25 protein-coding genes and 1 pseudogene are annotated in these 22,358 nt (G+C 52.2%); 19 read left to right on the plus strand and 7 right to left on the minus strand.

The features are described from left to right. The 4 genes from ABVF61_RS30695 (at position 1) to ABVF61_RS30710 (ending at position 3,597) form a co-directional block, all read left to right on the plus strand. Complete coding sequence (locus ABVF61_RS30695) at positions 1–999, plus strand: ABC transporter ATP-binding protein (protein WP_353997424.1); 999 nt, start codon at positions 1–3, stop codon at positions 997–999. Continuing rightward, positions 996–2,039 carry an ABC transporter ATP-binding protein gene (locus ABVF61_RS30700; protein WP_353997425.1) on the plus strand — a complete coding sequence of 348 codons (1,044 nt, stop codon included), beginning with the start codon at positions 996–998 and terminating at the stop codon, positions 2,037–2,039. Before ABVF61_RS30695 ends, ABVF61_RS30700 begins: the two co-directional genes overlap by 4 nt. Positions 2,040–2,042: 3 nt before the next feature. Continuing rightward, on the plus strand, positions 2,043–2,870 hold the full coding sequence (locus ABVF61_RS30705) for an amidohydrolase family protein (protein ID WP_353997426.1): 828 nt from the start codon (positions 2,043–2,045) through the stop codon (positions 2,868–2,870). A 352-nt stretch (positions 2,871–3,222) separates the two neighbouring features. Beyond that, positions 3,223–3,597 (plus strand): hypothetical protein, encoded by a 375-nt coding sequence (locus ABVF61_RS30710; RefSeq protein ID WP_353997427.1) that lies wholly within the window; start codon positions 3,223–3,225, stop codon positions 3,595–3,597. Between the two features lie 172 nt (positions 3,598–3,769). On the opposite strand, the gene ABVF61_RS30715 is transcribed toward ABVF61_RS30710, so the two are convergent. From ABVF61_RS30715 to ABVF61_RS30730, 4 genes are all read right to left on the minus strand, one after another. Beyond that, positions 3,770–4,483, minus strand: coding sequence for an ATP-binding cassette domain-containing protein (locus ABVF61_RS30715; protein WP_353997586.1), 714 nt, complete (start codon positions 4,481–4,483; stop codon positions 3,770–3,772). Positions 4,484–4,524: 41 nt separating this feature from the next. After that, complete coding sequence (locus ABVF61_RS30720) at positions 4,525–5,574, minus strand: ABC transporter permease (RefSeq protein ID WP_353997428.1); 1,050 nt, start codon at positions 5,572–5,574, stop codon at positions 4,525–4,527. Between the two features lie 84 nt (positions 5,575–5,658). Next, positions 5,659–6,570, minus strand: coding sequence for a substrate-binding domain-containing protein (locus ABVF61_RS30725; RefSeq protein WP_353997429.1), 912 nt, complete (start codon positions 6,568–6,570; stop codon positions 5,659–5,661). A gap of 190 nt (positions 6,571–6,760) precedes the next feature. Continuing rightward, entirely contained in the window at positions 6,761–7,789 is a 1,029-nt protein-coding gene (locus ABVF61_RS30730) for a LacI family DNA-binding transcriptional regulator (protein WP_353997430.1), read from the minus strand. A 151-nt stretch (positions 7,790–7,940) separates the two neighbouring features. Here ABVF61_RS30730 and ABVF61_RS30735 point away from each other — a divergent pair, with 151 nt between their 5' ends. From ABVF61_RS30735 to ABVF61_RS32140, 9 genes and pseudogenes are all read left to right on the plus strand, one after another. Next, on the plus strand, positions 7,941–9,029 hold the full coding sequence (locus ABVF61_RS30735; protein WP_353997431.1) for a fatty acid desaturase family protein: 1,089 nt from the start codon (positions 7,941–7,943) through the stop codon (positions 9,027–9,029). Positions 9,030–9,036: 7 nt separating this feature from the next. Further along, positions 9,037–9,354, plus strand: coding sequence for a MocE family 2Fe-2S type ferredoxin (locus tag ABVF61_RS30740; protein ID WP_353997587.1), 318 nt, complete (start codon positions 9,037–9,039; stop codon positions 9,352–9,354). Next, positions 9,351–10,568, plus strand: a complete 1,218-nt coding sequence (locus tag ABVF61_RS30745) for an NAD(P)/FAD-dependent oxidoreductase (protein WP_353997432.1) — start codon at positions 9,351–9,353, stop codon at positions 10,566–10,568. Before ABVF61_RS30740 ends, ABVF61_RS30745 begins: the two co-directional genes overlap by 4 nt. Further along, entirely contained in the window at positions 10,547–11,353 is an 807-nt protein-coding gene (locus ABVF61_RS30750; protein WP_502950039.1) for a 3-methyl-2-oxobutanoate hydroxymethyltransferase, read from the plus strand. Before ABVF61_RS30745 ends, ABVF61_RS30750 begins: the two co-directional genes overlap by 22 nt. 243 nt (positions 11,354–11,596) lie before the next feature. Further along, positions 11,597–13,156 carry a methyl-accepting chemotaxis protein gene (locus ABVF61_RS30755; RefSeq protein ID WP_353997434.1) on the plus strand — a complete coding sequence of 520 codons (1,560 nt, stop codon included), beginning with the start codon at positions 11,597–11,599 and terminating at the stop codon, positions 13,154–13,156. Positions 13,157–14,000: 844 nt separating this feature from the next. Next, on the plus strand, positions 14,001–14,336 hold the full coding sequence (gene tnpB / locus ABVF61_RS30760) for an IS66 family insertion sequence element accessory protein TnpB (protein ID WP_353997435.1): 336 nt from the start codon (positions 14,001–14,003) through the stop codon (positions 14,334–14,336). Between the two features lie 73 nt (positions 14,337–14,409). Next, the gene (locus tag ABVF61_RS30765) at positions 14,410–14,772 is read left to right on the plus strand and encodes a hypothetical protein (RefSeq protein ID WP_353997436.1); all 363 of its coding nucleotides are present in this window, start codon (positions 14,410–14,412) and stop codon (positions 14,770–14,772) included. A gap of 35 nt (positions 14,773–14,807) precedes the next feature. Next, on the plus strand, positions 14,808–15,035 hold the full coding sequence (locus ABVF61_RS32135) for a hypothetical protein (protein ID WP_502950044.1): 228 nt from the start codon (positions 14,808–14,810) through the stop codon (positions 15,033–15,035). Between the two features lie 39 nt (positions 15,036–15,074). Further along, positions 15,075–15,254, plus strand: a pseudogene (locus ABVF61_RS32140) (IS66 family transposase); the annotation flags it as partial. Positions 15,255–15,567: 313 nt separating this feature from the next. Here the strand turns inward: ABVF61_RS32140 and ABVF61_RS30775 are convergent. Then, the gene (locus ABVF61_RS30775; RefSeq protein WP_353997437.1) at positions 15,568–16,125 is read right to left on the minus strand and encodes a dienelactone hydrolase family protein; all 558 of its coding nucleotides are present in this window, start codon (positions 16,123–16,125) and stop codon (positions 15,568–15,570) included. Positions 16,126–16,258: 133 nt separating this feature from the next. Here ABVF61_RS30775 and ABVF61_RS30780 point away from each other — a divergent pair, with 133 nt between their 5' ends. From ABVF61_RS30780 to ABVF61_RS30795, 4 genes are read left to right on the plus strand one after another with little or no spacing between them, the layout of a single operon-like run. Then, complete coding sequence (locus ABVF61_RS30780) at positions 16,259–16,591, plus strand: ArsR/SmtB family transcription factor (RefSeq protein ID WP_353997438.1); 333 nt, start codon at positions 16,259–16,261, stop codon at positions 16,589–16,591. 11 nt (positions 16,592–16,602) lie between these two features. Beyond that, a complete protein-coding gene (locus ABVF61_RS30785; protein WP_353997439.1) occupies positions 16,603–17,058 on the plus strand; it encodes an SRPBCC family protein in 456 nt (151 codons plus the stop codon). A 15-nt stretch (positions 17,059–17,073) separates the two neighbouring features. Then, on the plus strand, positions 17,074–17,775 hold the full coding sequence (locus ABVF61_RS30790) for a DNA alkylation repair protein (RefSeq protein ID WP_353997440.1): 702 nt from the start codon (positions 17,074–17,076) through the stop codon (positions 17,773–17,775). Positions 17,776–17,779: 4 nt separating this feature from the next. Then, a complete protein-coding gene (locus tag ABVF61_RS30795) occupies positions 17,780–18,205 on the plus strand; it encodes a class I SAM-dependent methyltransferase (protein ID WP_353997441.1) in 426 nt (141 codons plus the stop codon). A gap of 74 nt (positions 18,206–18,279) precedes the next feature. Here ABVF61_RS30795 and ABVF61_RS30800 read toward each other — a convergent pair whose 3' ends face one another. Further along, positions 18,280–18,960 (minus strand): YdeI/OmpD-associated family protein, encoded by a 681-nt coding sequence (locus tag ABVF61_RS30800; protein ID WP_353997442.1) that lies wholly within the window; start codon positions 18,958–18,960, stop codon positions 18,280–18,282. 183 nt (positions 18,961–19,143) lie between these two features. Here ABVF61_RS30800 and ABVF61_RS30805 point away from each other — a divergent pair, with 183 nt between their 5' ends. After that, positions 19,144–19,875 (plus strand): hypothetical protein, encoded by a 732-nt coding sequence (locus ABVF61_RS30805; RefSeq protein ID WP_353997443.1) that lies wholly within the window; start codon positions 19,144–19,146, stop codon positions 19,873–19,875. Positions 19,876–20,082: 207 nt separating this feature from the next. Here ABVF61_RS30805 and ABVF61_RS30810 read toward each other — a convergent pair whose 3' ends face one another. After that, a complete protein-coding gene (locus ABVF61_RS30810; protein WP_353997444.1) occupies positions 20,083–20,463 on the minus strand; it encodes a VOC family protein in 381 nt (126 codons plus the stop codon). 1,011 nt (positions 20,464–21,474) lie between these two features. Between ABVF61_RS30810 and ABVF61_RS30815 the strand changes: the two genes are divergently transcribed. Then, the gene (locus tag ABVF61_RS30815) at positions 21,475–21,852 is read left to right on the plus strand and encodes a hypothetical protein (protein WP_353997445.1); all 378 of its coding nucleotides are present in this window, start codon (positions 21,475–21,477) and stop codon (positions 21,850–21,852) included. Positions 21,853–22,358: the final 506 nt, after the last annotated feature.

Raw genomic sequence — 22,358 nt, forward strand, 5'->3', positions numbered from 1 at the left:
ATGCAAAGAGCGGTCAAAGCCGAAGCTGGAGCGCTCCTTCATGTTGAGGATCTCCGCGTTCGGTTCACAACGGATCTGGGTACCGTAACAGCGGTCAACGGTGTCGATCTCACGCTGCAACAGGGGGAAACCCTCGTCATTTTGGGGGAATCCGGTAGCGGCAAGAGCGTAACGGCTCAGGCGATAATGGGGATTGTTCCTTCGCCTCCTGGCGCCGTCTCAGCTAAGGGAATTCAACTACTGGGCCGGGATCTGATGCGTCTTTCCCCTTCCGAACACCGGAGAATCCGGGGACGCGAAATGGCACTGATCTTTCAAGATGCGCTGACCTCGCTCAATCCGAGACTTACGATCGGTACTCAAATATCCCAGATGCTTCGGTATCATCTCAAAATGAGCGGATCGCAAGCGCACAGACGTGCGGCTGAATTGCTCGAGCTTGTGGGCATACCAGATCCCGATACCCGTCTTGACGCTTATCCGCATCAACTCTCTGGCGGTATGCGTCAGCGCGCTCTGATCGCCATGTCGGTGGCGCTGAACCCGAAGCTTCTGATTGCTGATGAACCGACAACAGCGCTTGATGTCACCGTTCAGGCGCAAGTTCTCGACCTCATCAAGAAACTGCAATCGGATGCGGGGATGGGGTTGATCCTGATCACGCATGATCTGTCTGTTGCGCGGCAGGTCGCAGACCGGATTGCGGTTATGTATGCGGGACGGATTGTTGAACAGGCAAGAACCGACGCTTTGTTCGAAAATCCAGCACACCCCTATACGCGCGGCCTACTCCGTTCGACGCCAAGTGCTGCAAAGCTGGGCGAAGACTTGACACCTATTCCTGGCTCGCCACCCGATCTGAGAAGGTTGCCGGCCGGTTGCCCGTTCAATCCGAGATGTTCGCAGGCACGGCAAATGTGTTTTGAGCTCCCGCCGGCAAAAACCGAAATCGGCCATGGTCATCTGAGCCGCTGTCATTTCTCCGGTGACGCCGCATGACGATGGGGGATATTCTAGACAACCCGGCAACGAACGGCGTTCCGCGCAATCGTAAAGATCAAATTCTGGCCGCGGAAAACCTTACGTGCCATTTCACAAGAACAAAGGGCCCATTCTACGCCCGCAAAACGGAAACAGTCAAAGCGTTGCAGGATGTTTCCTTTGGTCTCGGCAGGGGACAGTCCCTTGGGATCGTTGGGGAATCCGGATCCGGAAAATCAACGCTTGCGCGATGTCTGATGAGGCTTGAAACGCCAACAAGCGGCAAAATCCTCTTCAAGCAAGAAGACATTTCCCAGGCAAATTCGTCAGCGCTGCTTCCCGTCCGACGGGACATGCAAATGGTGTTTCAGGATCCCTGGGCCAGCTTGAACCCCAGGCATACGGTTGCTCAGATCATTTCCGAACCCTGGGAAATTCATCCAGATGTTGTTCCGCTTGCTGATCGTGCCCAAAGAATTGCAGAGCTGCTCGAAATGGTTGGGCTGGACAAGAACTTCGCTCATCGATTTCCCAATCAGTTTTCGGGTGGGCAACGCCAGAGAATATCCATCGCCCGTGCACTAGCGCTTCAGCCGGATGTTCTGATTTTGGACGAAGCCGTCTCCGCGCTGGACGTATCGGTCCAGGCTCAGATCCTCAATCTGCTGGCTGGTCTGCGCGAACAGTTGGGAATGACCTACCTGTTTATTTCGCACGATCTGTCCGTGGTCAGGCACATCTGCGATCGGGTCGCCGTCATGTATCTCGGCCGGATTGTCGAAACCGGTTCCACCGAAGACATTTTCCGGAACCCGCGCCACCCCTATACCCGGGCGCTTTTGTCCGCCATGCCGGATGCTCCGGAAAGCGAGCGGGTCGTCCTGGAAGGCGAGGTGCCAAGTCCTCTCAACCCACCGTCGGGGTGTGGTTTTCGAACCCGTTGCTGGCTGACGAGCCGATCCTGTGCAGACCAGCCGCCCGAGCTTCTGTCTTCAGACGTGTCTGACAGTTCATCGAGCCACAAGATCGCTTGTTTCCACCCATTGCAAAGTATTTGAAACGTGGCGTTCATTGATACTCACACGCATTTCCATGATCCGGAAACCGTCGATGATCTCCTATGGCCCAAGCCGGGAGATCCCTGGAACAGGACCTGCCTTCCGGACAACTATAGAGACGAAGTTGGCGCCGGTCCCGTCGTCGCTGTCGAAACGAGTCCTCGGAAGATTGATGATGTTCGTCTTGCCCATATAGCCAATAGCGACGATATGATTGTCGCCTATGTCAGCAATCTTCAGGCTTTGAAACCCGGTTTCGAGGCGAGGCTCGAGTTGGCATTGAAGGACTTGAAATGGCGGGGTCTTCGCCTGCGTCCCATCGAAGCCTATGAACTTCACTCAAAGGTGTTGTGCGATGCGCTGGCGGCCATGTCGGGGAAGGGCCATGTGGAGCTCGGCTTGAGGCACCCGGGCCGTTTGAACGAGTTCCAACACTTGTGCCGGGCGCTGCCGGATGTGAATTTTGTCCTCACTCATTGCGGCCATCCCTCTCTTTCAGAACCGCCAGAGAGAGTAGCTTTTAAGGTACTGGAGGGATTAGACAATGTCATTATCAAGTTGTCACCTCCACAATTCGAGAGCTTTAGCTCACCGGATATTCGCTACCGCTTGCAACATCACATAAGCTTGCTGCGTAACATGCTTTCAGCGGAGAAGTTGATGTATGGCAGCAACTGGCCTGTGAGCATAGAGGCAAATGAGTTCAAGGATTGGTTGGGACAGTTGTTTTCAACGCACAGCGGAGAAGCTGAAGCAGTTCTCGGCGGAACCGCAAAGCGGGCTTATCGTCTCGAGCAAGTAATTGAGCCAATCGTTTCGATAAGGCCGTGAATGATTAGCGTAATAAATTCTATCACAAGCTTGAGCAAGATTCGGGCATATTCTTTTAATATTTTAAATATCGAAATTCTAGTTTCTTGTCTTTGCGTCAGAATACTTCCCATTTCCGCACTCCAGAAAACTCAGAAAAACGTACGATCAAAAAAGTAACACGACGCTCACGAGAGCGTTATATTGAAAACACAAAAGTAAACATGTCATCACACGAGGGTTACCGATGTTGCTTTTCAATATTTAATAGCCATTTCAGGTGCACAGCGTTCAATCGACGCTGAAAAGATGCAGTATCGAAGTTTCGGGGCGGCATCATTGATTAAATTGGAAAATAACATGGAGAAATAATATGCGTACTATCAAGAAAACCCTGTCGACGGTTGTAGCAACTACTTTCGTTTCTGGCGCTCTCATCGGCGGCGCTTTCGCAGATTTCCCGGACCAAACCTATGGTGACTCAAACGGCAACAACCCTGTCTCCATTCAACAGATGCAGATCGGCAATGCCAAAGCTCTTCGCTCTTCTGGAAAGTTGAGCAAGTCTACCTCTGTGAGCCATGCTGCACTTGCCGATTTCCCGGATCAGACTGTAGGCGACGCAAACGGCAACACTCCAGTGGCCGTTCGTGTGCAGGCCATTCGCGCAAATGACAGCAACCTGCTGATCTTGCCCTTCAAAGGCGATTGGAACGGGACATCCAAACAAGGCTTTCCACGTCAGTAAGTCTTACGAGCATAGCCTCTCGACTAAAAGAAACGGCCGCGCACAACGCGTGGCCTTTCTTTGTTTGAGGATAAGCCCGAAACCAAAACAGATGACGTCAAACAAGAACCAATCGGAAACTCAGACAACCAGTCTCCCAATCATCCAAATCAATTAACTGTGGCAATGAGCTTTAAGTCCGTATGACGTGCTCTGTCACCTCTTCCAGACAAGTGTCAGACCTTTCTGCCTCAAAGACCTTTTTGCCATGGCTCATAACGACAAATCGATCACAGGCCTGGAAGGCATGATAAATGTTGTGCGTGACCAAAACCGAAGAAGTCCCCTTCGCTCTCAATTCACCGACATATCTCAGCAAGTGTTCAGTTTCACGAACAGACAGGGCTGACGTCGGTTCATCCAGAAGCAATATGTTCCTCTGAAAATAGACCGCGCGCGCAATCGCGACTGCCTGTTTTTGCCCGCCCGACAAAAAACCAACTTCCTTGTCCGGATCATCTATGCCGGATATTTGAACAGCGCTTCCCAGGATTTCAACAGTTCGCCGGCGCATTTCTGTGTGATTTAGTTTTCCGAATTTGTTGACGATCTCACGGCCCAGAAAAATGTTGCGAGAGATCGACATTGTATCAACCAATGCAATGTCCTGATAGATGGTCTCAATACCAGCATTCACCGACATTGCCCGTGAATTAAGTGAAATCTGTTTGCCGTTAATGAAAATCTCGCCTTTAGTTGGCGGGTTAATGCCTGAGATCATTTTCACAAGTGTCGATTTTCCAGCGCCATTGTCGCCAAGTAGCCCGACAACCTCGCTCGGGCTGATGTGAAAGTCGACACCGTCCAGCGCATTGAACGCACCATAGGACTTCACGATGTTCCGCATTTGAAGCAATGGCAGAGTCAATTGAGCCTCTCTAAGGGGTGTTAAGCTTTGCGCTGGATGGCCGAGTTAAGAACAACCGAAAACACGATCAGTGAGCCGACGAACATATCGAAGTAGAAACCAGGGGCTTGGAGCAGCAACAAAACATCTTTGATTGTGAACACCAGGAATGAACCAAGTACGATTCCAAGAATGGATCCACGCCCCCCCATAAGAGCGACGCCGCCGATGACACATCCAGCTATCGCTTGTAGTTCAAGGCCTAAACCTGCGCCTGGCTGAACGGAACTTACTCTTGTTGCTGCAATTACGCCGGCGACTGCAGCGCAGCTGCATGCAATTGCAAAGGCAATTGTTTTAACGAGGAATGGATTGACGCCTATCGCCGTTGCGGCTTTCTCGTTTCCACCGACTGCAAAGAAGTGGTTCCCGATCCTGTGATGATGAAGGAAGAAGTACGTCACCAATGCCAAAATCAGGAACCACACCGTCCCCATATGCACGACACCGAATTGGCCATTAAATATGCTTTGGAAAGGTTCGGGAGGCCGAAACCTGAGCGCAGATGAACCATTGACAAGCAATGTTGCGCCTTTCCAGAAAAGCATAGCGCCCAGTGTTGTGATAAAGGACGGGATTACAAAAATAAGAGTTATTGCACTGTGAAGAATTCCTGCGCACGCGGCGAATGCCAGAGAAATCGTGAGTCCGATGAAAGGTGCTAATGCACCAAATGTCGGTTCAAGTGCATTCGAAACCATGCCGCAGAGGATTGCACAAAGGGAGTAGAGCGCTCCAACAGATAGATCGAACTCTCCCGAAATCATTAAGATACCGACCCCAAGCGCAATTATCCCGAGGGGGGCAGCCGCCTTCAGTGTCACACTGATGTTTGCTGCCGACAGGTACCGGAAATCATCTGGGAAAATGACGGCTGCACAAATACAGACGATTTGCGTAAGGACAAACATGACTGTTATGCCGCCCTCAGGTTTAGTCCTAATCCAGTCAAGAACCTTTTGCGTGGCACGGCGTTTTTGGCGCGCTTCAATAGCGCGCCAGATATGCTCTGATTTACTCACATTTTGCATGTTTGGGCTTTCGTTTCGCTGGCAGTGCCGTTGCACGATCAAGGCTCTATACGTTGAGCCTTGAGACGCCTTAGTAGCGAATGGTCAGCGTGTTTCTCCAGCCCAACGGCCCAAGAAGCCCGTGTTGCTGCTGTCGATCAAACCATCACCACCTGTATCCATGTCTGAAGGGTAGAGGCCGTACTTCAAAAGCAGGGCCATCTGTGCGACAGAAAAATACCCTTGACTGTAGGGTTGCTGATCAACAGTTGCGGTCAGGTCGCCGCTTTCAATGTCTTCGACGATACTTTGAGAGACATCAAACCCGCCTGCAGGGATATCAAGGCCAGCCTCTCTTATTGCAGCAACGGCTTGAGAGGTTGGTGTCTGTCCCAGACCAATAACAGCTGCCGTGTCAGGATGACCTAGAAGATATTGAGTCATCAGTGACCTCGCGTTAGCCTGATCGACCCCCACACCGAGGAGTTCGGTTTTCACACCTGCCTCTTCTAAGGCCTTCTCGACACCCTTGTGCCTTTCACTCGCATAAACCGCTTCCGGTACTTCAACAGGAGTGAAAACGACATCGCCCTCTTTGAGACCATGCTCGTCGATCATTCGTTTCCCAATCGCATAGCCTGCGCTTTGGAAACTCTGGCCTACAAAAGCAAAACGACAGGTGCCGCCATCTTTTCCTTTTGAGTCTTCAATATTGTGCAGAATGACCGGTATACCCGCTTCGACAGCCCGACACAGGACTTCATCAAATGCATCATCATTTGGAACCGTTGTGACGATACCGTCGACTTCGTTGGCAATCGCTAACTCTAGGATATTGTTTTGGTTTATCGGATCTTCGTTGCCGTATTGGACATCGATGTTAATACCCTGCTGCTTTGCAGCATCCAAAGCACCAGTTCGGACGACTCCATGGAATGGGTTGGATTCAGTCGACCAGATTAGAAACAGGACATCTATATCCTTCCATTCGTCCGCATAGTCGGAATCCGCTGCCATGGCCGTCGCCCCTAGCATCATTGCCAAGGACGCAGTTAGGCCAAAAACGCTTTGCCGAAAATTCATTATGCTTCCTCCCTCCCTATTTCGTTGCCATTAACAGTCCTATTCAGGAGGAAAAAAAGTCAACGGGACATGACGCTTTTTCGTCAGATCTGATGTGATTATGGATGAATTGACCGAAATATCGTCAAAATCTTCCAGGTAAATCAATCATGGATCTGTGAAAAGACTGTCCTTGCAGTGGCTCAGATCCTTTGTCACGAAGCATGGCTGCCGTCTTAAACAGGTCCTTACTGATACTTTCTATGTCCGTTGACAAAATCATGTCCGCAAAGCCGTCGCGCATAGCATCTACGGATGCGTCATCGGTCTCATGTAGTATAAGTGAGACCTCGTTTGCTTCTCGGGCTTCGCGAAGAGCAGCAATGATGCCTGATCTTCCGCCGCCTGCGACGTAGACACCCTTTAGATCAGCATGCCTATCAAGCAGTTCTCGCAAGCATTCGTAAGCAAAATCGCGCGCGTCAAAATTGGCTATCGGATCAAGATATTCTAGATGTGGATTCAACTCGCGCATCGACGCCCGGAACCCGGATTCCCTCAGCATATGTCCGTGCCAGCGGTGACCTCCTACAAATACTGCTACTTTGCCTTTGGCCAATAGGTTCGACATAAGCCAACCCGCCGCCCTTCCATCAGCGATGTTGTTGCTGCCCACATAATATCGGCGGGCGTTTTGGCCGAAATCGGTCAGAATGGAGAAGACCGGAACGCCGCAGTGTTGCAATTCCTCGACCGCACGATTGACGACCGGATGATCAATTGCCACTGCACAGACAACGTCAGCGTTACCTGCAAACGAAACCAATGTTTCTGCATAATCTTGAGGAGCTTGTGTTGCGACGTTGGCAAAATACAAATTTATCTGCGAATGAGAAAAGCTTTGCGCCGCATTCTCTAGCGCGGACCTAAATGACTTGTAAAAAGGGTTTTCTGCATTCAAGAGCAAGACCCCGATATTTAGAGCGGGCAGTGCTTCCTGCATACGTTGTTTGATCAAGTTGACGGCATGATATCCCAGCTTGTCGGCGGCAGCATAAACCTGGATAGCAGTTTCGTGACGAACGGCTTCGCGTCCGTTCAAGACCCTGTCGACCGTTGAAGTGCTGACGCCGGCTTCGATTGCAACATCACGTATTGTTGGTCGGCGTTTCATACTCTCATTCCTGACGATTTTTCGACGATAGCATCAGAAGAGTGATGTAAATTGATGCAAATCGTCAAGCAATGGTTGCCATTCTGTTTCTCTCGATGTTCCGTGTTCGGCGTCAAGCTGGGGCCTTTGGCCAAAGACCAATGGAGGACCCGTGTCCAAAGACTATTCGCTACTCGGTCCGGAGGCCGCCTCCGCAGCAGAACGAGGGATCGCCAGCGCCGACTGGTATCACCCGGAAATTCCGAGAAAGACAATGAAATCGCTGATGCAGCGCCGCGACGGTCCTGCATTGCGCGACACTATTATCTGGCTGGCGGCCTTGATTGGTTTCGGCGGCGCAGGCGCTTTTTTATTCCCAAGCTTGTGGTCGATTCCATTTTTCGCAGCATACGGTGTTCTCTACGGATCTGCCGGCGACTCGCGATGGCATGAGTGCGGACACGGTACGGCATTCAGAACGAGGTGGATGAATGACGTTGTTTACCAGATCGCCTCGTTCTTTATGATCCGCAACCCGGTCACCTGGCGGTGGAGTCATGCACGCCATCACACCGACACGATAATTGTCGGGCGTGATCCGGAAATCGTCGCAATGAGACCTCCGGATTTGGCTCGTATGGGGCTGAATTTTTTCGGGATCCTGGACACCTGGCACGGTCTTAAGACGATGCTGGTCAATGCATGCGGCAAGCTGGAAGCCCAGGAGCGCACATATGTCCCAGAGCAAGAGCAGCACAAGGTCATCCGCGTTGCACGCATCTGGACCGTGATCTACGCAATGACGTTGGGGTCGGCACTTTACTTCGGTTCTGTCCTTCCATTGCTGTTGATCGGTGGCCCCCGGCTCTATGGATGCTGGCACGCGGTGATGACCGGCATTCTTCAACACGCAGGCCTTGCTGAGGATGTGCTCGATCACAGATTGAATTCACGCACTGTGTATATGAATCCGATCAGCCGCTTCATCTACTGGAACATGAATTATCATGTTGAGCATCATATGTTTCCGATGGTGCCTTATCATGCGCTGCCCAAATTGCACGACACGATAAAACACGATCTGCCGGCTCCGAATCCGTCTATTCTCAATGCCTACAGGGAAGTATGGCCGGCGCTGAAGCGGCAGGTCCGCTACGAAAACTGGTTCATCAAGAAGGAACTTCCGCCGACGGCTCAGCCGTATCGCGCAGAATTTCACGCTGACGTTGAGCCGATCTTACCTCTTAATGCTGCAGAATGAGAGAATAATAATGGCAGACTGGGTGCGCGTTTGCGCGCGTGACGAAATTGAACCAGACGATATGCTTCGCTTCGATCATGATGGACGAACTTTCGTAATATATAGAACTGAAAATGACGAGTTCTTTGCTTCAGATGGCCTCTGCACCCACGAACAGGTTCATCTGGAGGACGGATTGTTGATGGACTATGTCATCGAGTGTCCCAAGCACAATGGGCGATTTGACATTCGGACAGGGGAAGGCTTGGGCGCCCCGATCTGCGAGGCTCTGGCGACCTATAATCTTCGTTTTGAGGGCGAAGATGTTCTTGTCGAAATACCATGACGCCATCACGTGTTGTCATCATCGGCGCCGGCGTTGCCGGAACAACGGCAGCATTTGAACTGCGTAAACAGGGTTTTGAGGGGAAGGTATGCCTGATCGGAGCGGAAGACCATTGGCCGTATAACCGAACTGAACTGTCAAAAAACACAGGCACACCTCCAAATCTACTTTATTCCGAAGAAGCATTTGCAGAAGCCGAGATCGAGTTTCGGCACGGTGCCATGGTCCGGAAAATCGATCGGGCCAACAAGTTCGTCCAACTGCAAACTGAGGATACGATCCAATATGATCGACTGCTTCTGGCAACGGGAGCAAGAGCTGCGGTACCCGGTGTCTTTCGCAATCTTGCGGTGCTTCGCACCAGGGACGACATAGACGCTTGTTTTGCTGACCTGAAATCGCAAGACCGTTTGGTCATTATCGGTGGAGGTCTGATTGGCACGGAGATTGCCGCAACGATGGTGCAGCGCGGGTTTCCTGTCGCGATCGTCGAACAACAACCGCGCCTGCTGACGAGAGCCTTGCCGGAAGAGATCGCCGGACGGCTGCAGGCAAACCTTGCAGAGCATGGGGTGGACCTGCATCTGGGTGCGAAAATTGCTTCTGTCGACGCGCAAAAGGTCGTCATCGAAACGGGAGCGGAAATACAAGCGGACAGGATTATTCTGGCAATCGGCGCTCGTCCGGACATCGATCTGGCTGCCGGCTCCGGCTTGTCGGTGGATGATGGAATCCTGGTGAACGACGGTTTACAAACCTCAGATTCGGCGATTTACGCAGCCGGGGATTGTTGTCGTTTTCCAGCAGCAAATGGCACCATGCGCCTTGAAGCCTGGCAACCGGCGATTGACATGGGCCAACTCGCAGCCAGGGCAATGCTTGGGAAAACAGGCTCTCGCAGACTGCTGCCGAGCTTCTGGACGGATCAATTGGACCTGCATGTTCAATCGGTTGGTTATGCCGACCAGGATGGCAAGTGGCTTAAACGTGCAGGAAAATCGGGATCTCTGATCATGTTCCAGCTTGATGGCGCTTCGCGGCTTCAGGCTGCGGTGGGTGTAGGGCCCGGAATGAGTATCGGCAAAGATATGCGGATAGCGCACCACATGATTACGTCGGAAGCCGTCATCGACGCAGCAGATCTGGAGTCTTCCAAGACGTCGCTCAAAACACTACTGAAGGAAGCAAGTCTATGTTCAACCGAGCGTCATTGACGGTTCACGATCTCAGGGAATTGCGTAAAGAGCGTCAACTCACGATGCTGCGCGTTGAAAGTCTTGAAGAGGCCGAAGCCGCCTCCAAAGCTGGAATCGACATGGCATCAGCGCCGGAAGCCCTCGTCGCGCACCGCAGCTTTAGGGACGCGGCCCCCGATCTGTTCACAGTCATTGGAGAGGATTTCTGGGTCGCAGGCCATGGACACGACTATATACGATGGGCATATAAGGCCTACAGCACGGGCGCGGATGCGGTCTATTGCTGTGCATCACCCAAAACAATCGGCCTTATGACAGACGACGGCCTGCCTGTTTGCGGGCATCTCGGCCTGATCCCACAGAAGATGACATGGACCGGCGGCTTCAAAGCCGTCGGCAAAGATTTGCCGACGGCTGAGCTGTTGGTCGATCAGTTGCGTCAACTGGAAACAGCCGGAGCATTTGCAGCAGAAGTCGAGGTTGTCCCAGGCGAAGTTGCGCGTGTATTGACGGAAAATACCGATATCCTAATGATATCGATGGGCTCCGGGGACGGGTGTGATGGTCAATATCTGTATACGTGCGATGTCCTTGGGGAGAACACGGGACACGTTCCAAGACACTCCAAGGTGTATCGAAACTTTGCTGCAGAACGACAACGACTGCAGGAGAGTCGAATTGAGGCCTTTAAAGAGTATAGAAGCGACGTGATTCAGGGCAAATACCCTGAACCCCGCCACGTGGTCGGATCGGATCCTGAAATCTCATTGCAGGTGGTTGAACTTTTGAAGAAAGACCGTTAAAGCCGAGAGTAAGTTAGTGGGCCTCCCATTTTTTACATGTGTCGATGTCCTGAAACATGGGGAGCACCCAACTGACAAGTCTACCAAAACGATAACAACAACATCGCTGGTACCTTTTGTCCGTAGTTGTTTCACCGCAATTTTTAGCGCAAAAAATTTCACCAAATTGGCCGAGATTAGTATGGCCTTAACTAAGGCATGATTTTAATTTCATAGGACATTTCTTTCGGAGATAGCTTTGTCATGCCCAAGTTTTCATTCTTTGGATCAAAGAGCGCCAAAAAAACTAATGAAAACTATGCTGAGCTTTGGGAGCTATTGAGCCGTTACGCTGGTGTCGGGTTGTGGGACGCAGTGCTTGTAGGTGGTGATCCCATGGCGCCTGAGAGTAAGTGGCGCTGGTCACGCGAGTTCAGAAGGCTTCTCGGATTTGGTCCAGACGACTTCAATGGATTTCCTGACATTGTAAGCTCTTGGGCGGACCGTTTGCATCCGGAAGACGTGGAGCCGACATTTGAAGCGTTTGGTGCATGTCTTTCCGACGCCTCCGGCAGTACCGGCTATGACGTCTCTTATCGCTTGCAAATGAAAAACGGCTCTTATCGTTGGTTTCGTGCCATTGGTGGTGTCGCTCGCGGGAACTCCGGTGTCGCAGAGCGCGCCTGTGGCGCGTTAATTGACATTCACGCAGAGAAGAATTTCTTGGAAAGATCTGCTCTTCTAGATCGCTTTTCTGGTGTAGGTCTTTGGGATGCGGTTTTGATGAACGGCGACCCAATGGCTGCGGAAAGCAAATGGCAGTGGTCAGAAGAGTTCCGGTCGCTTTTGGGCTATGATCCCCATGATGTTGAAGGATTTCCGAATGTGGTTGGGTCTTGGGCCAATCGATTGCACCCTGATGATGTTGAACCAACCTTTGATGCCTTCGGAGCGTGTTTGAATGACGCATCGGGTGGCACTACTTATGACACGACCTATCGTCTTAAGGTGAAAGACGGCTCCTATCGCTGGTTCCGAGCAATCGGCGGCGTTTCACGTGGCAACTCCGGGATTGCGGAGCGCGCTTGCGGCTCTCTTATCGATATCCATGAACAAAAAGCCGCCCAACTCGAAGCAGAGCGTCAAATGAAACTGCACGAGAAAGTCGGGCACGTTGCTGCATCATTGTCAGCGGAAGTTGGCTCTTCCGCAACCAATGCAGCGCGAGATGTTCAGGCAATTGCGTCTTCTACCGAAGAGCTCGCCGCATCGATTGCTGACATAGCAAATCGTGTTAAGCAATCTGCAGATGCATCAGCAAAAGCGTCGAGCAACGCGAGCGAAACAGCTGACATAGTTCAAGCGCTTGGAACGTCCGTAGAAAGAATTGGTGAAGTACTCCAACTCATCGACGGAATTGCAGAACAGACAAACCTTCTTGCCTTAAATGCCACTATCGAAGCCGCAAGAGCGGGCGAAGCAGGAAAAGGATTTGCTGTTGTAGCCAGCGAAGTAAAGCAGCTCGCAAGTCAATCTGCTCAAGCAACGCAGGAAATTGCCGGTCAGATAAATGAAATACAGGCTGAAGCAAGCAAAGCAGTGATCGCGATTAAAGATATTACAGAAGTCACTACATTTGCCCAAGAAATTGCATCGGGCATTTCTGACGCCGTTGCACAGCAAGATGAGGCAACTCAAGAAATCGCTCGAAGCGTACAGCTAGTTTCGGAGCAAACCAGCCAAGTATCGAGCACAATCGAGATTAAAACAGAAGATATTCAATCAAGCTTAAATGAACTAAGCAGCACAGCGACGGCGAGATAGGTTTAATAGGCTACGACCAGCTCTCCTGAATGACCGCGTTTTGCGTTAGAATTGTCCGCAATAATTCTCCTCGCTGGAACGGAGTAGAATGGGGAATTTGAGCAGGAAAGCGTCCGGATGAAGAAGTCTGTCGTGAACTTATCGCTCGACAAGGAGATGCTTCAGAACGTCGTCAACCGAAGTGTATGGTCCACCCTTTCATTGTAAGGACCTTTTATGGTGGCGACGCAGTGTATGTAAATGCATCCATCCTCTCACGCGTGGGCTTGTTTACTGATGCCCATGAGCGTTGGCTTTACTCCAGTGGAACATTGTTTAGGTACAAGTCCGAGCCACTATGAACGCGATGCATCACCTGTTGTACGACTTGATGGGCTTCATTGACCCCGACAAATCGCATCTTTGTCCCTGAAGTATCAGTCCGGTGTGACTGTTCTACCGGGGTTCGCTAATGAGGGATAGTGTCCGCCTAAGTTAATTGGACACTACGAGACCAAGATTAGCGAAGCGGCGTAAACGCAGCAAGTAGTCGCACGACGAGAAGCGCATGATCTGTGAGCAGACGTGTTTGCCAGGTGTTTCAGTGGTTCAGGTCGCGCGGCGGTAGGACGTAAACCCGAACCAGGTTTTCAACTGACTGAAAGGTCCGAGGCTGACACCAAACCCTAAGATCAGAACCAGACCTATTCTTGCCGATCGAGGTCGTGTAGCCTGTTAGCGCTGAGACGTTTTGCGATGCTGCGCATGGCGAAATGGTCTTTGAATTGGTGGGCAGTCACCGTCTTCGGATTACCGGTTGCTATGACCCCGATGCACTGGCCTAGTCGATCGGGCAGCTGAGCACATGATCCCAGTTCCCGCTCAAACCAAGGTCAGGCTTGCCGCCGAGGTCACTGACAAGCACAAAGGCTTCAACGGCCTGTCCGCCTTGGCTGAGAAGGTTCTTCGCGAAAATCCTTTTTCCAGCCATCTCTTTGTGTTTCGTGGTCGCCCGGCCGATCTGCTGAAGATTGCGTGGAGGAATGGCCAGAGTGCGAGCCTATTCTCAAAACGTCTTGAGAAAGGTCGGTTCGTGTGGCCGTCGCCCGCCGATGGCAAAGTTTCCGTCAACCCGGCGCAGCTCTCGATGTTGTTAGGGGGATCAATTGGCGGATGCCGAACCGGGCATCGCGACCGCTGACAGTGGGTAACATCTCTGCAAATCCAGCGCCAGAGGATTCACATCGCAAAGCTGATCGGGTATACACCGGGCCATGCTGGACGAACCCAAATCGCTGCCCTCTGATCCCGCTGAACTGCGTGTCACGGCGGAAGGTCTGGCCGAGTTGACCAAAGCGCAGGCCCTTAAAATCGCCAAGCTTGAAGATCAGCTTTCGGTTCATCGTCGTTACTGTTCTGACGCAACGTCCGCGACCGCCGATCAGCTCGCACTGGAACACCGCTTGGAGGAAGAGGAAACGGCGGCAGCGCAGATTACCCCTCCAGATAGTGAGGGTATTGCCGAGAAGAAGGCCAAGCCCTTACCCCCCAAAACTGCCACGCTTCGAAGAAGTGCTGTCGCAGGGTCAGGAATGCACCTGTGGGGGGTAAGCTTAGCAAAACTGACGAGGATGTAACGGAAGAGTTGGACTACATCCCCGGAGGCTTCATCATGAACCGTATCTCGCGCCCCCGCTTGGCCTGCAGTGGTTGCGAGACGATATGCCAATCACCTCTGGCCGAGGCCATTGGCCGACATGTTCGCGCCGGACAGGCCATCTTCGCGTATGATACGCCCACCAAGATGCAGGTGAAGGGCAAATGCGCGACGGCACGCATCTGGACCTACGTTCGGGATGAACGGCCATGGGGTGGCGATGATCCGCCCGCCGCATGGTAACGGTTCAGCACCGACCGCGAAGGCAAACACGCCGACGGTTACTCCGGATTCAACCAGCTCTATAAGTCCGGCAAAATCCAGGGAGTCGCCTGTATGGCGAATGTGCGGTGGAAGTTCGCAGATATCTTCAAGGCCAGCGGGCTGGAAGTTGCCGAAGAAGCGATCAATCGGATCGAGGAGCTAATTCCAAGGCGACAGGAAGAACGGAGTAAGAAGTAGTCGATGTCAGTTAGGGCATATCGCATGATCGGAGCTCCTTCATGGAGCTTGAATCACACTATCTGTCCTTCGTTCAATGTCTGCTTCGTTGCTAGAACCAGACCCTGTTCTCTCCGACCGGATCGTCTCAAGATGACACGAAGCCGCCATTCGATGCCGTTGGTACGAAGTAACGCTCAGCGAGACTGAGCGCTCTTTCGCTGCAATTTCACCAAGGTCTGCTCTAGCGACGGACAGATCCAAACGCGTTACCTTGCAAGTTTGTCAGCCCGATGTTTCGGCGACACATTTAAGTCGATATCAGGAACGAACTTCAAAGGTCTCTTAGAAATGATTGCACGCGACCTAGGCACGTTTCTGCGGCGTCGGCATCGTAGTCTAACAAGTTGCGATCCAAGAAATAGTGACCAACGCCCTTGTATCGGAACATGTCGCAGGCGGTCATTTCGTCGGCCAGCCAGCCTTCGAAGAACACTTCATCATCAAACGGGTCAGGCTGCGCGATATGTGCTTGAACCGGCAAACCGGCCTTAGGCGGTTTTGCCCACGGCGCAACGCCTGCAAAGAGTAGTGCGCCTTTCATATCTGGTCTCGACGCCGAAAGCTGCCCGACCAGGAACGCACCAAAAGACACGCCGGCCAGAACAGCGGTGGTGGGGGCGATCTTCAACGCCTCAAGTGCACGTTTCCGAATGAGCTTGTCGCCTACCGCTTCTTTAAGCACGAAACCATCCTCGTAGGCCTCAGTTGTCTGACCGCCAAAGAGGTCCGGCAACGACACGATATGACCGTCCGCTTCAATTGCTGCTGCGATCTCGCGTTCCGCGGATCTCAGTCCAAGAATGGAATGAAAAAGCACTACGTGAACCATATTGGTCCTCCTCGATTTTCACGAGCCTGCGGCAGGGCATCACATGATCTGAACGGGCACAGGTGCGAAGCTATCACAGATTGCGGTTTAATTCCTTTCTTGCTATATAGCGAAGTTCAAATATAATAAAAGCATGGAAACACTAGATACAGTCTTCAAGGCTCTCTCTGACCCTACCCGGCGCGCAATCTTGGCGCGCTTGGCCCACGGTGAAGCTACTGTCGATCAAATCAGCGAACCTTTCGAGATGTCGCAACCCTCGATTTCCAGGCACCTCAAGGTGTTGGAAACGGCCGGCCTGATCTCGTCACGCGTCGAAGGCACTGCGCGACCAAGAAAGATCGAGGCGAAACCATTCATGGCCATCAGCGATTGGCTGGAACAATACCAAACCGTCTGGGAAGCAAACTTCGCACGACTTGACACTTTGCTTTCTGAGCTTGTCGAGAAGGAGGCCGATCACTGAAACCGCTAAAGATGATCACTCCGACCGAAACGACAATCGAGATCATCCGCAGTTTCGCAGCTCCGAAACACCTTGTGTGGCGCGCGCATGTCGAGCCTGATCTTGTACGACAGTGGTTGACTGGTCCCCAGGGTCATACGATGCCTGAATGCGACATCGACCTGCGCGTCGGAGGGGCTTATCGCTATGTCTGGGAATGGCCCGATGGTCGAATGAGCGCCAACGGTATCTATCGCGAGATTGTGGATGGTCATCGAATCGTGTGCACAGAGGTCTTCGACTTCGTACCGGATAGCCAGACACTCGTCGAACAGACCTTCACAGAGGACAACGGACACACGACCGTCACGATGCTGCTGCACTATGAAAGCAAGGAAACGCGCGATCTCGTGCTGCAATCACCGATGGATGAAGGTCTTGAGGCAAGCTACACTAAACTCGACGTGATGCTGCCTGAGACTGTTTGAGGTTGTCGGTTTGACATGAGGGCTTCAGATGTCATCGCAGCGCTGGAGGAAGTGGCGGACAGCGCCAAGATCGACTATGTCGCCAAATTCTTCCGAGGAGACGACCCGGACACCCAGATTATGGGTGTTCCGATGCCCAAAGTATTTCCAATTGCGAAGGCGTACACCGATTTGCCGCTCACGGAAGTCGACGCGCTTTTGGATGACCCTCGCTACGAGGTCCGTATGGCGGCGGTCTCCGTCATGGATTTTCAGGCCCGAAAGAAGCGGTTGCCCGATGAAAACCGTAAAGCCCTGTTTGATCTCTACCTTCGTCGTCACGACCGGTTGAACAATTGGGACTTCGTGGATCGTGCCGCGCCGCATGTCATAGGAGGATACCTGCTCGACAAGGACCGGTCATTGCTTGACCGCTTGGCCCGATCCAAGAACCCACACGAGCGCCGCACAGCAATCGTCAGCACATTTGCCTTTATTCGCAGAGGGGATGTGTCTGATACCTTTCGCATCGCTGGACTACTCGTCGACGACGAAAACACGTATGTGCAAAAGGCCATTGGGTCTTGGACACGAGAGGCCGGAAAGAAAGACCCGGCCGCGTTGATGGCGTTCCTTGAAAAGTACAAAGATCGGTTGCCGAGAACAACGATGACCATCGCAGCCAAGCACCTGACGATTGAGCATCGGGTGTCCTTGGGAATGAAAGCTCGGAGATAGAGCATTGCCCTCCAAGTCTTCAGAACGGGTCATCAGGTTTGTCGATGCCTTACCCTTGTGCAGTGACATGCGCGTCCTTGAAATCGGATGCGGGCCCGGAGTTGCGGCTCGGGAGGTTGCACGGCGAGTCGGCGGCGGATTTGTGCTCGGCATTGATCGCTCCGAAAAGGCGATATCAACGGCGCGTCGCTTATCAGTCGAAGAAATCACTTCGGGGCATCTGGGGTTCAGAGTGAGTGCGATCGAGGCGTTCGAGCGCGGAGACAACGAGCCACGTTTTGATCTTTGCTTTGCAATGCGAGTAGGTGCGTTCGACGGACGTCATCCCGAAATCGGAGCTCAGGCAATGGTCCGGATAAAGTCGTCCCTGCGTACCGGCGGACGCTTCTTCATCGACACAGGAGATCCACTGAAGGAAGTAGATCTGTGATCCCGTTTTCTGGCCTAAGTGCTTTTGAGTGTGACTATTCTGCCAATCGCCGCGCATCCGACTGATCGAGCGCGTTAACGTTCATTTGCTCCTTTGCCGTCGATGATATTGTCGCGGAACTTCTTGATTCGACTGATCCGTGTATCCGATTTCTTTGCACCGTTCAGGCTAATGACATAGCTCTTCTGCCGTCCACGCGTCAGAGCGTGGAATGCTTCGGAAAGCTCAGGATCGGTGTCGAGCACATCAACCAGCTCCTCGGGAAGGTTTAGCTCGCTGTCATCCTTCGGAGGCTTTTTACCCGCTTCGGCAAAGTCCTTTGCTTCGTTCAGGTACGCGAAGACAACACTTTCAATTTCTGCTGGACCTTCGTTCGATGTGAAGCGGATCATGTCAGCATGTTGGGTGTTTGGTCCCTGCTTTTCCAATACGCCTGCGGGGTCTGCGAGCAGTGCTGCATTGAAGAAGCTGAGACGAAAATTGTGCCGAAATGCCCCAATGATTACAATGTTGCGATCCGCGTGCATGTAGCAGGGGTGACCCCATTTGACTGTCTCTTTCAGACCGGCCCGGAGGCAGATAGCGCGCAGTTTTGCGAGACCTTCTTTCCAAGCCTTTGTTGAACACGTTGAGGTATCGAAGCGCTCACACCGTCCGCAGCCCTTCTCAAAATAGTCTTCGATATCTGAGATCATCATCCACAAAGCATACCACAAACTACGTCCATACAGGCCGTCGTTCGCTGCACCCTCCAAAAGAAGAGCGGACTTACCCGACTATTGGAGACAGACAAGCTCCTGCATCTAGGTTAGCCTAGTTCAGGTGAGCGCGGTTTTACGCGGCAGCCGACCCTGGCCCGAGTCAAGTGCGGATCGATTTGCACCGACAACATTCAAAAACCGTGCAAATTTTGATACAGTCACCGCATGGATTCAGGGATGACACGAAGGTCAGTTGTCGCGCAGTTGGGCGCGGTCACCTCGCTGTTGAGCATCGGCAGCAGCACGTCCGCATTCGCAGGGTCGGCCGGTCGCGAAATCGAGCGTCTGGTTTCAAGGATTGACGAGCTATCGGGGTCACTGCGCGGTGCCCGGATGTCGATAGACGACTGGCGGTCCGGCATTGGTGAATTGCTGTCCGCAGTGCCCGAGACGGACCTCATGCAAGGGATAGATTTCGATCGCCTTGCGTCCAGAATCGGTTTTGCTGATCTGGGTGTCTCAACAGCTCGGATCGATTTTGGGACCCATGAGGCCAAAACATTGCATTTCCTGCCGAAGCTGTTCGCGGTCGATACGGGCAGGTCTATCATTCCGCACGGACATTCGAACATGGTCTCGGCCCATCTGCCACTGACAGGGAGATTTCGGCTGCGCCAGTACGACCAGGTGTCACGCGATGAACGCACCTTGAGCGTTCGACCAACAGTAGATCGGCTGATCCGTGCGGGCGATCTGTCCTCCATCGGTGAGGATGACGACAACGTGCACTGGTTCATCGCGGAAGAGCCGTCTTACACATTCGACGTCATTGTAACTGGCCTAGATGACAGGGCTGAACAACCTTACGAGATTTTCAATATCGACATGGAAACCGCAAAGCGCACCACGGACGGATTGCTCCGTGTACCCCGCATGTCTGTGTCCGACGCCCTGAGCAAGTACGGCTAAAGCCCACAAGTCGATGCTCGAACCGGCATCATGGCGAACTCGTACAGCTTCTTGATACAACGTGCCGGCCCTATCGCAATTCCGCGCAGCATGCTGCAGTCGAGGTATGGGCCGAAGCGGTGTTCATCCATTCGTTTGCCGGCATCGGCTTAAACCGATGCCGTCGCTTGCCGTCCAAGGTCTCAGCGTCAACACTCAGTCAAGTCATCAGACCAATCTGTTGCTGACCTCGACAAGATTGTCGTCCGGATCTCGAAAATACACCGACATCAACCGGCCGACGGCCCCCAGTTTCTCTGCAGGCCCTTCAACGATAGCGACGTCGCATGAGTTCAGTTTCTCGATAACGTCTTCGATGGGCGTATCGGTGATGAGGCAAAAGTTACCACTGCCGGGGACGGTCATTTTCGCCAACTTCGGTGCGGTGAGCGCGTCCTGAAGGCTGATCTTGCTCGACCCAAAGTGGAGAGACCACTTGCCCGGGCGTTCTTCGCGCGCCGTCATGCCGAGCACGTTTCGATAGAATTCAAGAGTTGTGTTCACGTCTCGGACGCACAGGACGATGTGATCGAAATCATAGATGTTCATGCGCAAATTCTACCTTTGTGCAATCTACCTGTACAGCTATGCCCCCTAACTCTAAGTAAGAAGCGATTTTTGAATAGCTGACATTCGCGCAGAGTGCAGCGTTGGTTAAGATGGACTCACTCGAGACCTTCACTGCACAACCAACCGATGACGGCTATTTAGGTCTGGCAACAATGTAGGATCGACAGCTAAAGTCCGGGCTACCGACAAAACCGGACATTACCGTTTATGAGTAAACGGCCTAAGCTATCGGCCCGAACCATGATTGGAAAGCTATGGCATTCGAATTGTACGCAGGCGGGTCACGCTTGAGCATCAGTCACTCTGAAGAGTACATTCTGCAATCGGCATATCAAGCACCTGAAAAGTACCCTGAACTTACAAAGATTTGGGATCAGTACTATGATGACCCGGTTATCGATCACAAGCGTTCTAATCGCATAGTCCACGAGCTTATCGAACTACTCTCAAGTGCGGTCGATCCTGATCCTGGATTGTCTCACAGCATACTGAGGTTTCTGCCTTTTTTTAGCAAAGCTTATACGCGCTCGCTCAAAATTCAGTGCAAGAGCGATTAGTAGTCTGGGCTGCAAGCGGCCAGTGAAGCTTCGGTGAACAGATCAATCTGTTTGCAATGCTTTTCGGAATTGAAAGTTTTATAAGGCTTGAAATCCGTCCCCCAATCGAGAGAGATGTGCCTTTTGACGAAAGCTTTGCGTCGTCAGAGAGTTAGCTATACCGCTCCTATTGCGATCGCCGATATGGTTTTCTTCTATTCTCGTTGTTGCTGAAACCAGCTAGTTTTTGCTGCTCAGTAACGAGTCAAACACCGGGATGTGATTTCGACATCAAATAAGTAAATCCATCTTCACGTAATTGTAAAATGTATTATTTTTTCGATTTTAGTTACTACATCGAGTTCACAGCGCTCGTGAAGGCAAATATCGTTAGTGTATTTAGACTACAAGAGGGCTGTATATAATTGTATAATCAGGTAAAAGGAGAAATGAAATGCGTAGTATAAAGAAAATTGCGTCCTCAGCTCTAACCGCAACTTTCGTGTCCGGTGCACTTATCGGCAACGCTTTCGCTGAATTCCCGGACCAGACCTTCGGCGATGGAAATGGCAACCAGCCTGTCTCTATTCAACAGATGAAAATCGCGAATGCAAAGGCCCTGCGCGCTGCCGGTCGTTTGAGCGTCAGCAAGAACACTGTCAATCATTCAGCTTTCGCTGACTTTCCTGATCAGACTGTTGGTGATTTGAACGGTGCAAACCCGGTTCCCGTTCGCAAGGTGTTTGCCGATACAGAACAACCTAACGTGCCGATCAGCCAATTTGAGGGCGACTGGAATGGTACTTCGAGAGTTGGCTTCCCGCGGCAGTAACAAATACGCGCTAACACGTGAGTTTTCTAAGAAAGGGCCGTGCTTTATGCACGGCCTTTCTTATGCCAGATTGAGGTAAATCTTAATAGATAGAGCGGTTGCCGCTCTACCCACCCAATGCGTTTTATTGGAGGGTCGCAGGGTTAATGTCCAAGGGGTAGAGAAGAAGGAGAGCTTGACTTAAGACGGTGATCGGGCTCGATCTGTCCAAGAATCTTGCTTAGTGCCCACGGAGCTTTTAAGTCCGTACAAATCAAGTTCCGGCGATGGTTTTGATGAAGGCTTGCGGGAGTGCGGCTTTAGCGCGGCGAAAAAACATCGCACATCATTACGTTCAGGAAAGGCCGGGCGCGAAACGCCTCCACCCTTGAGCGCGACCATTGCGACGGCATTTGGTGGGCGTCAGCTTTCCTTACAAGGTTTTTCGCCGCGCTAAAGTCGCGCGGGCTCAAGGATCAATACAAGACTCACTTGCGTTAGCATTTTTTTCAAGCGTGGTCGCCCTC

This window comes from Roseibium sp. HPY-6, assembly GCF_040530035.1.
GTDB lineage: Bacteria > Pseudomonadota > Alphaproteobacteria > Rhizobiales > Stappiaceae > Roseibium.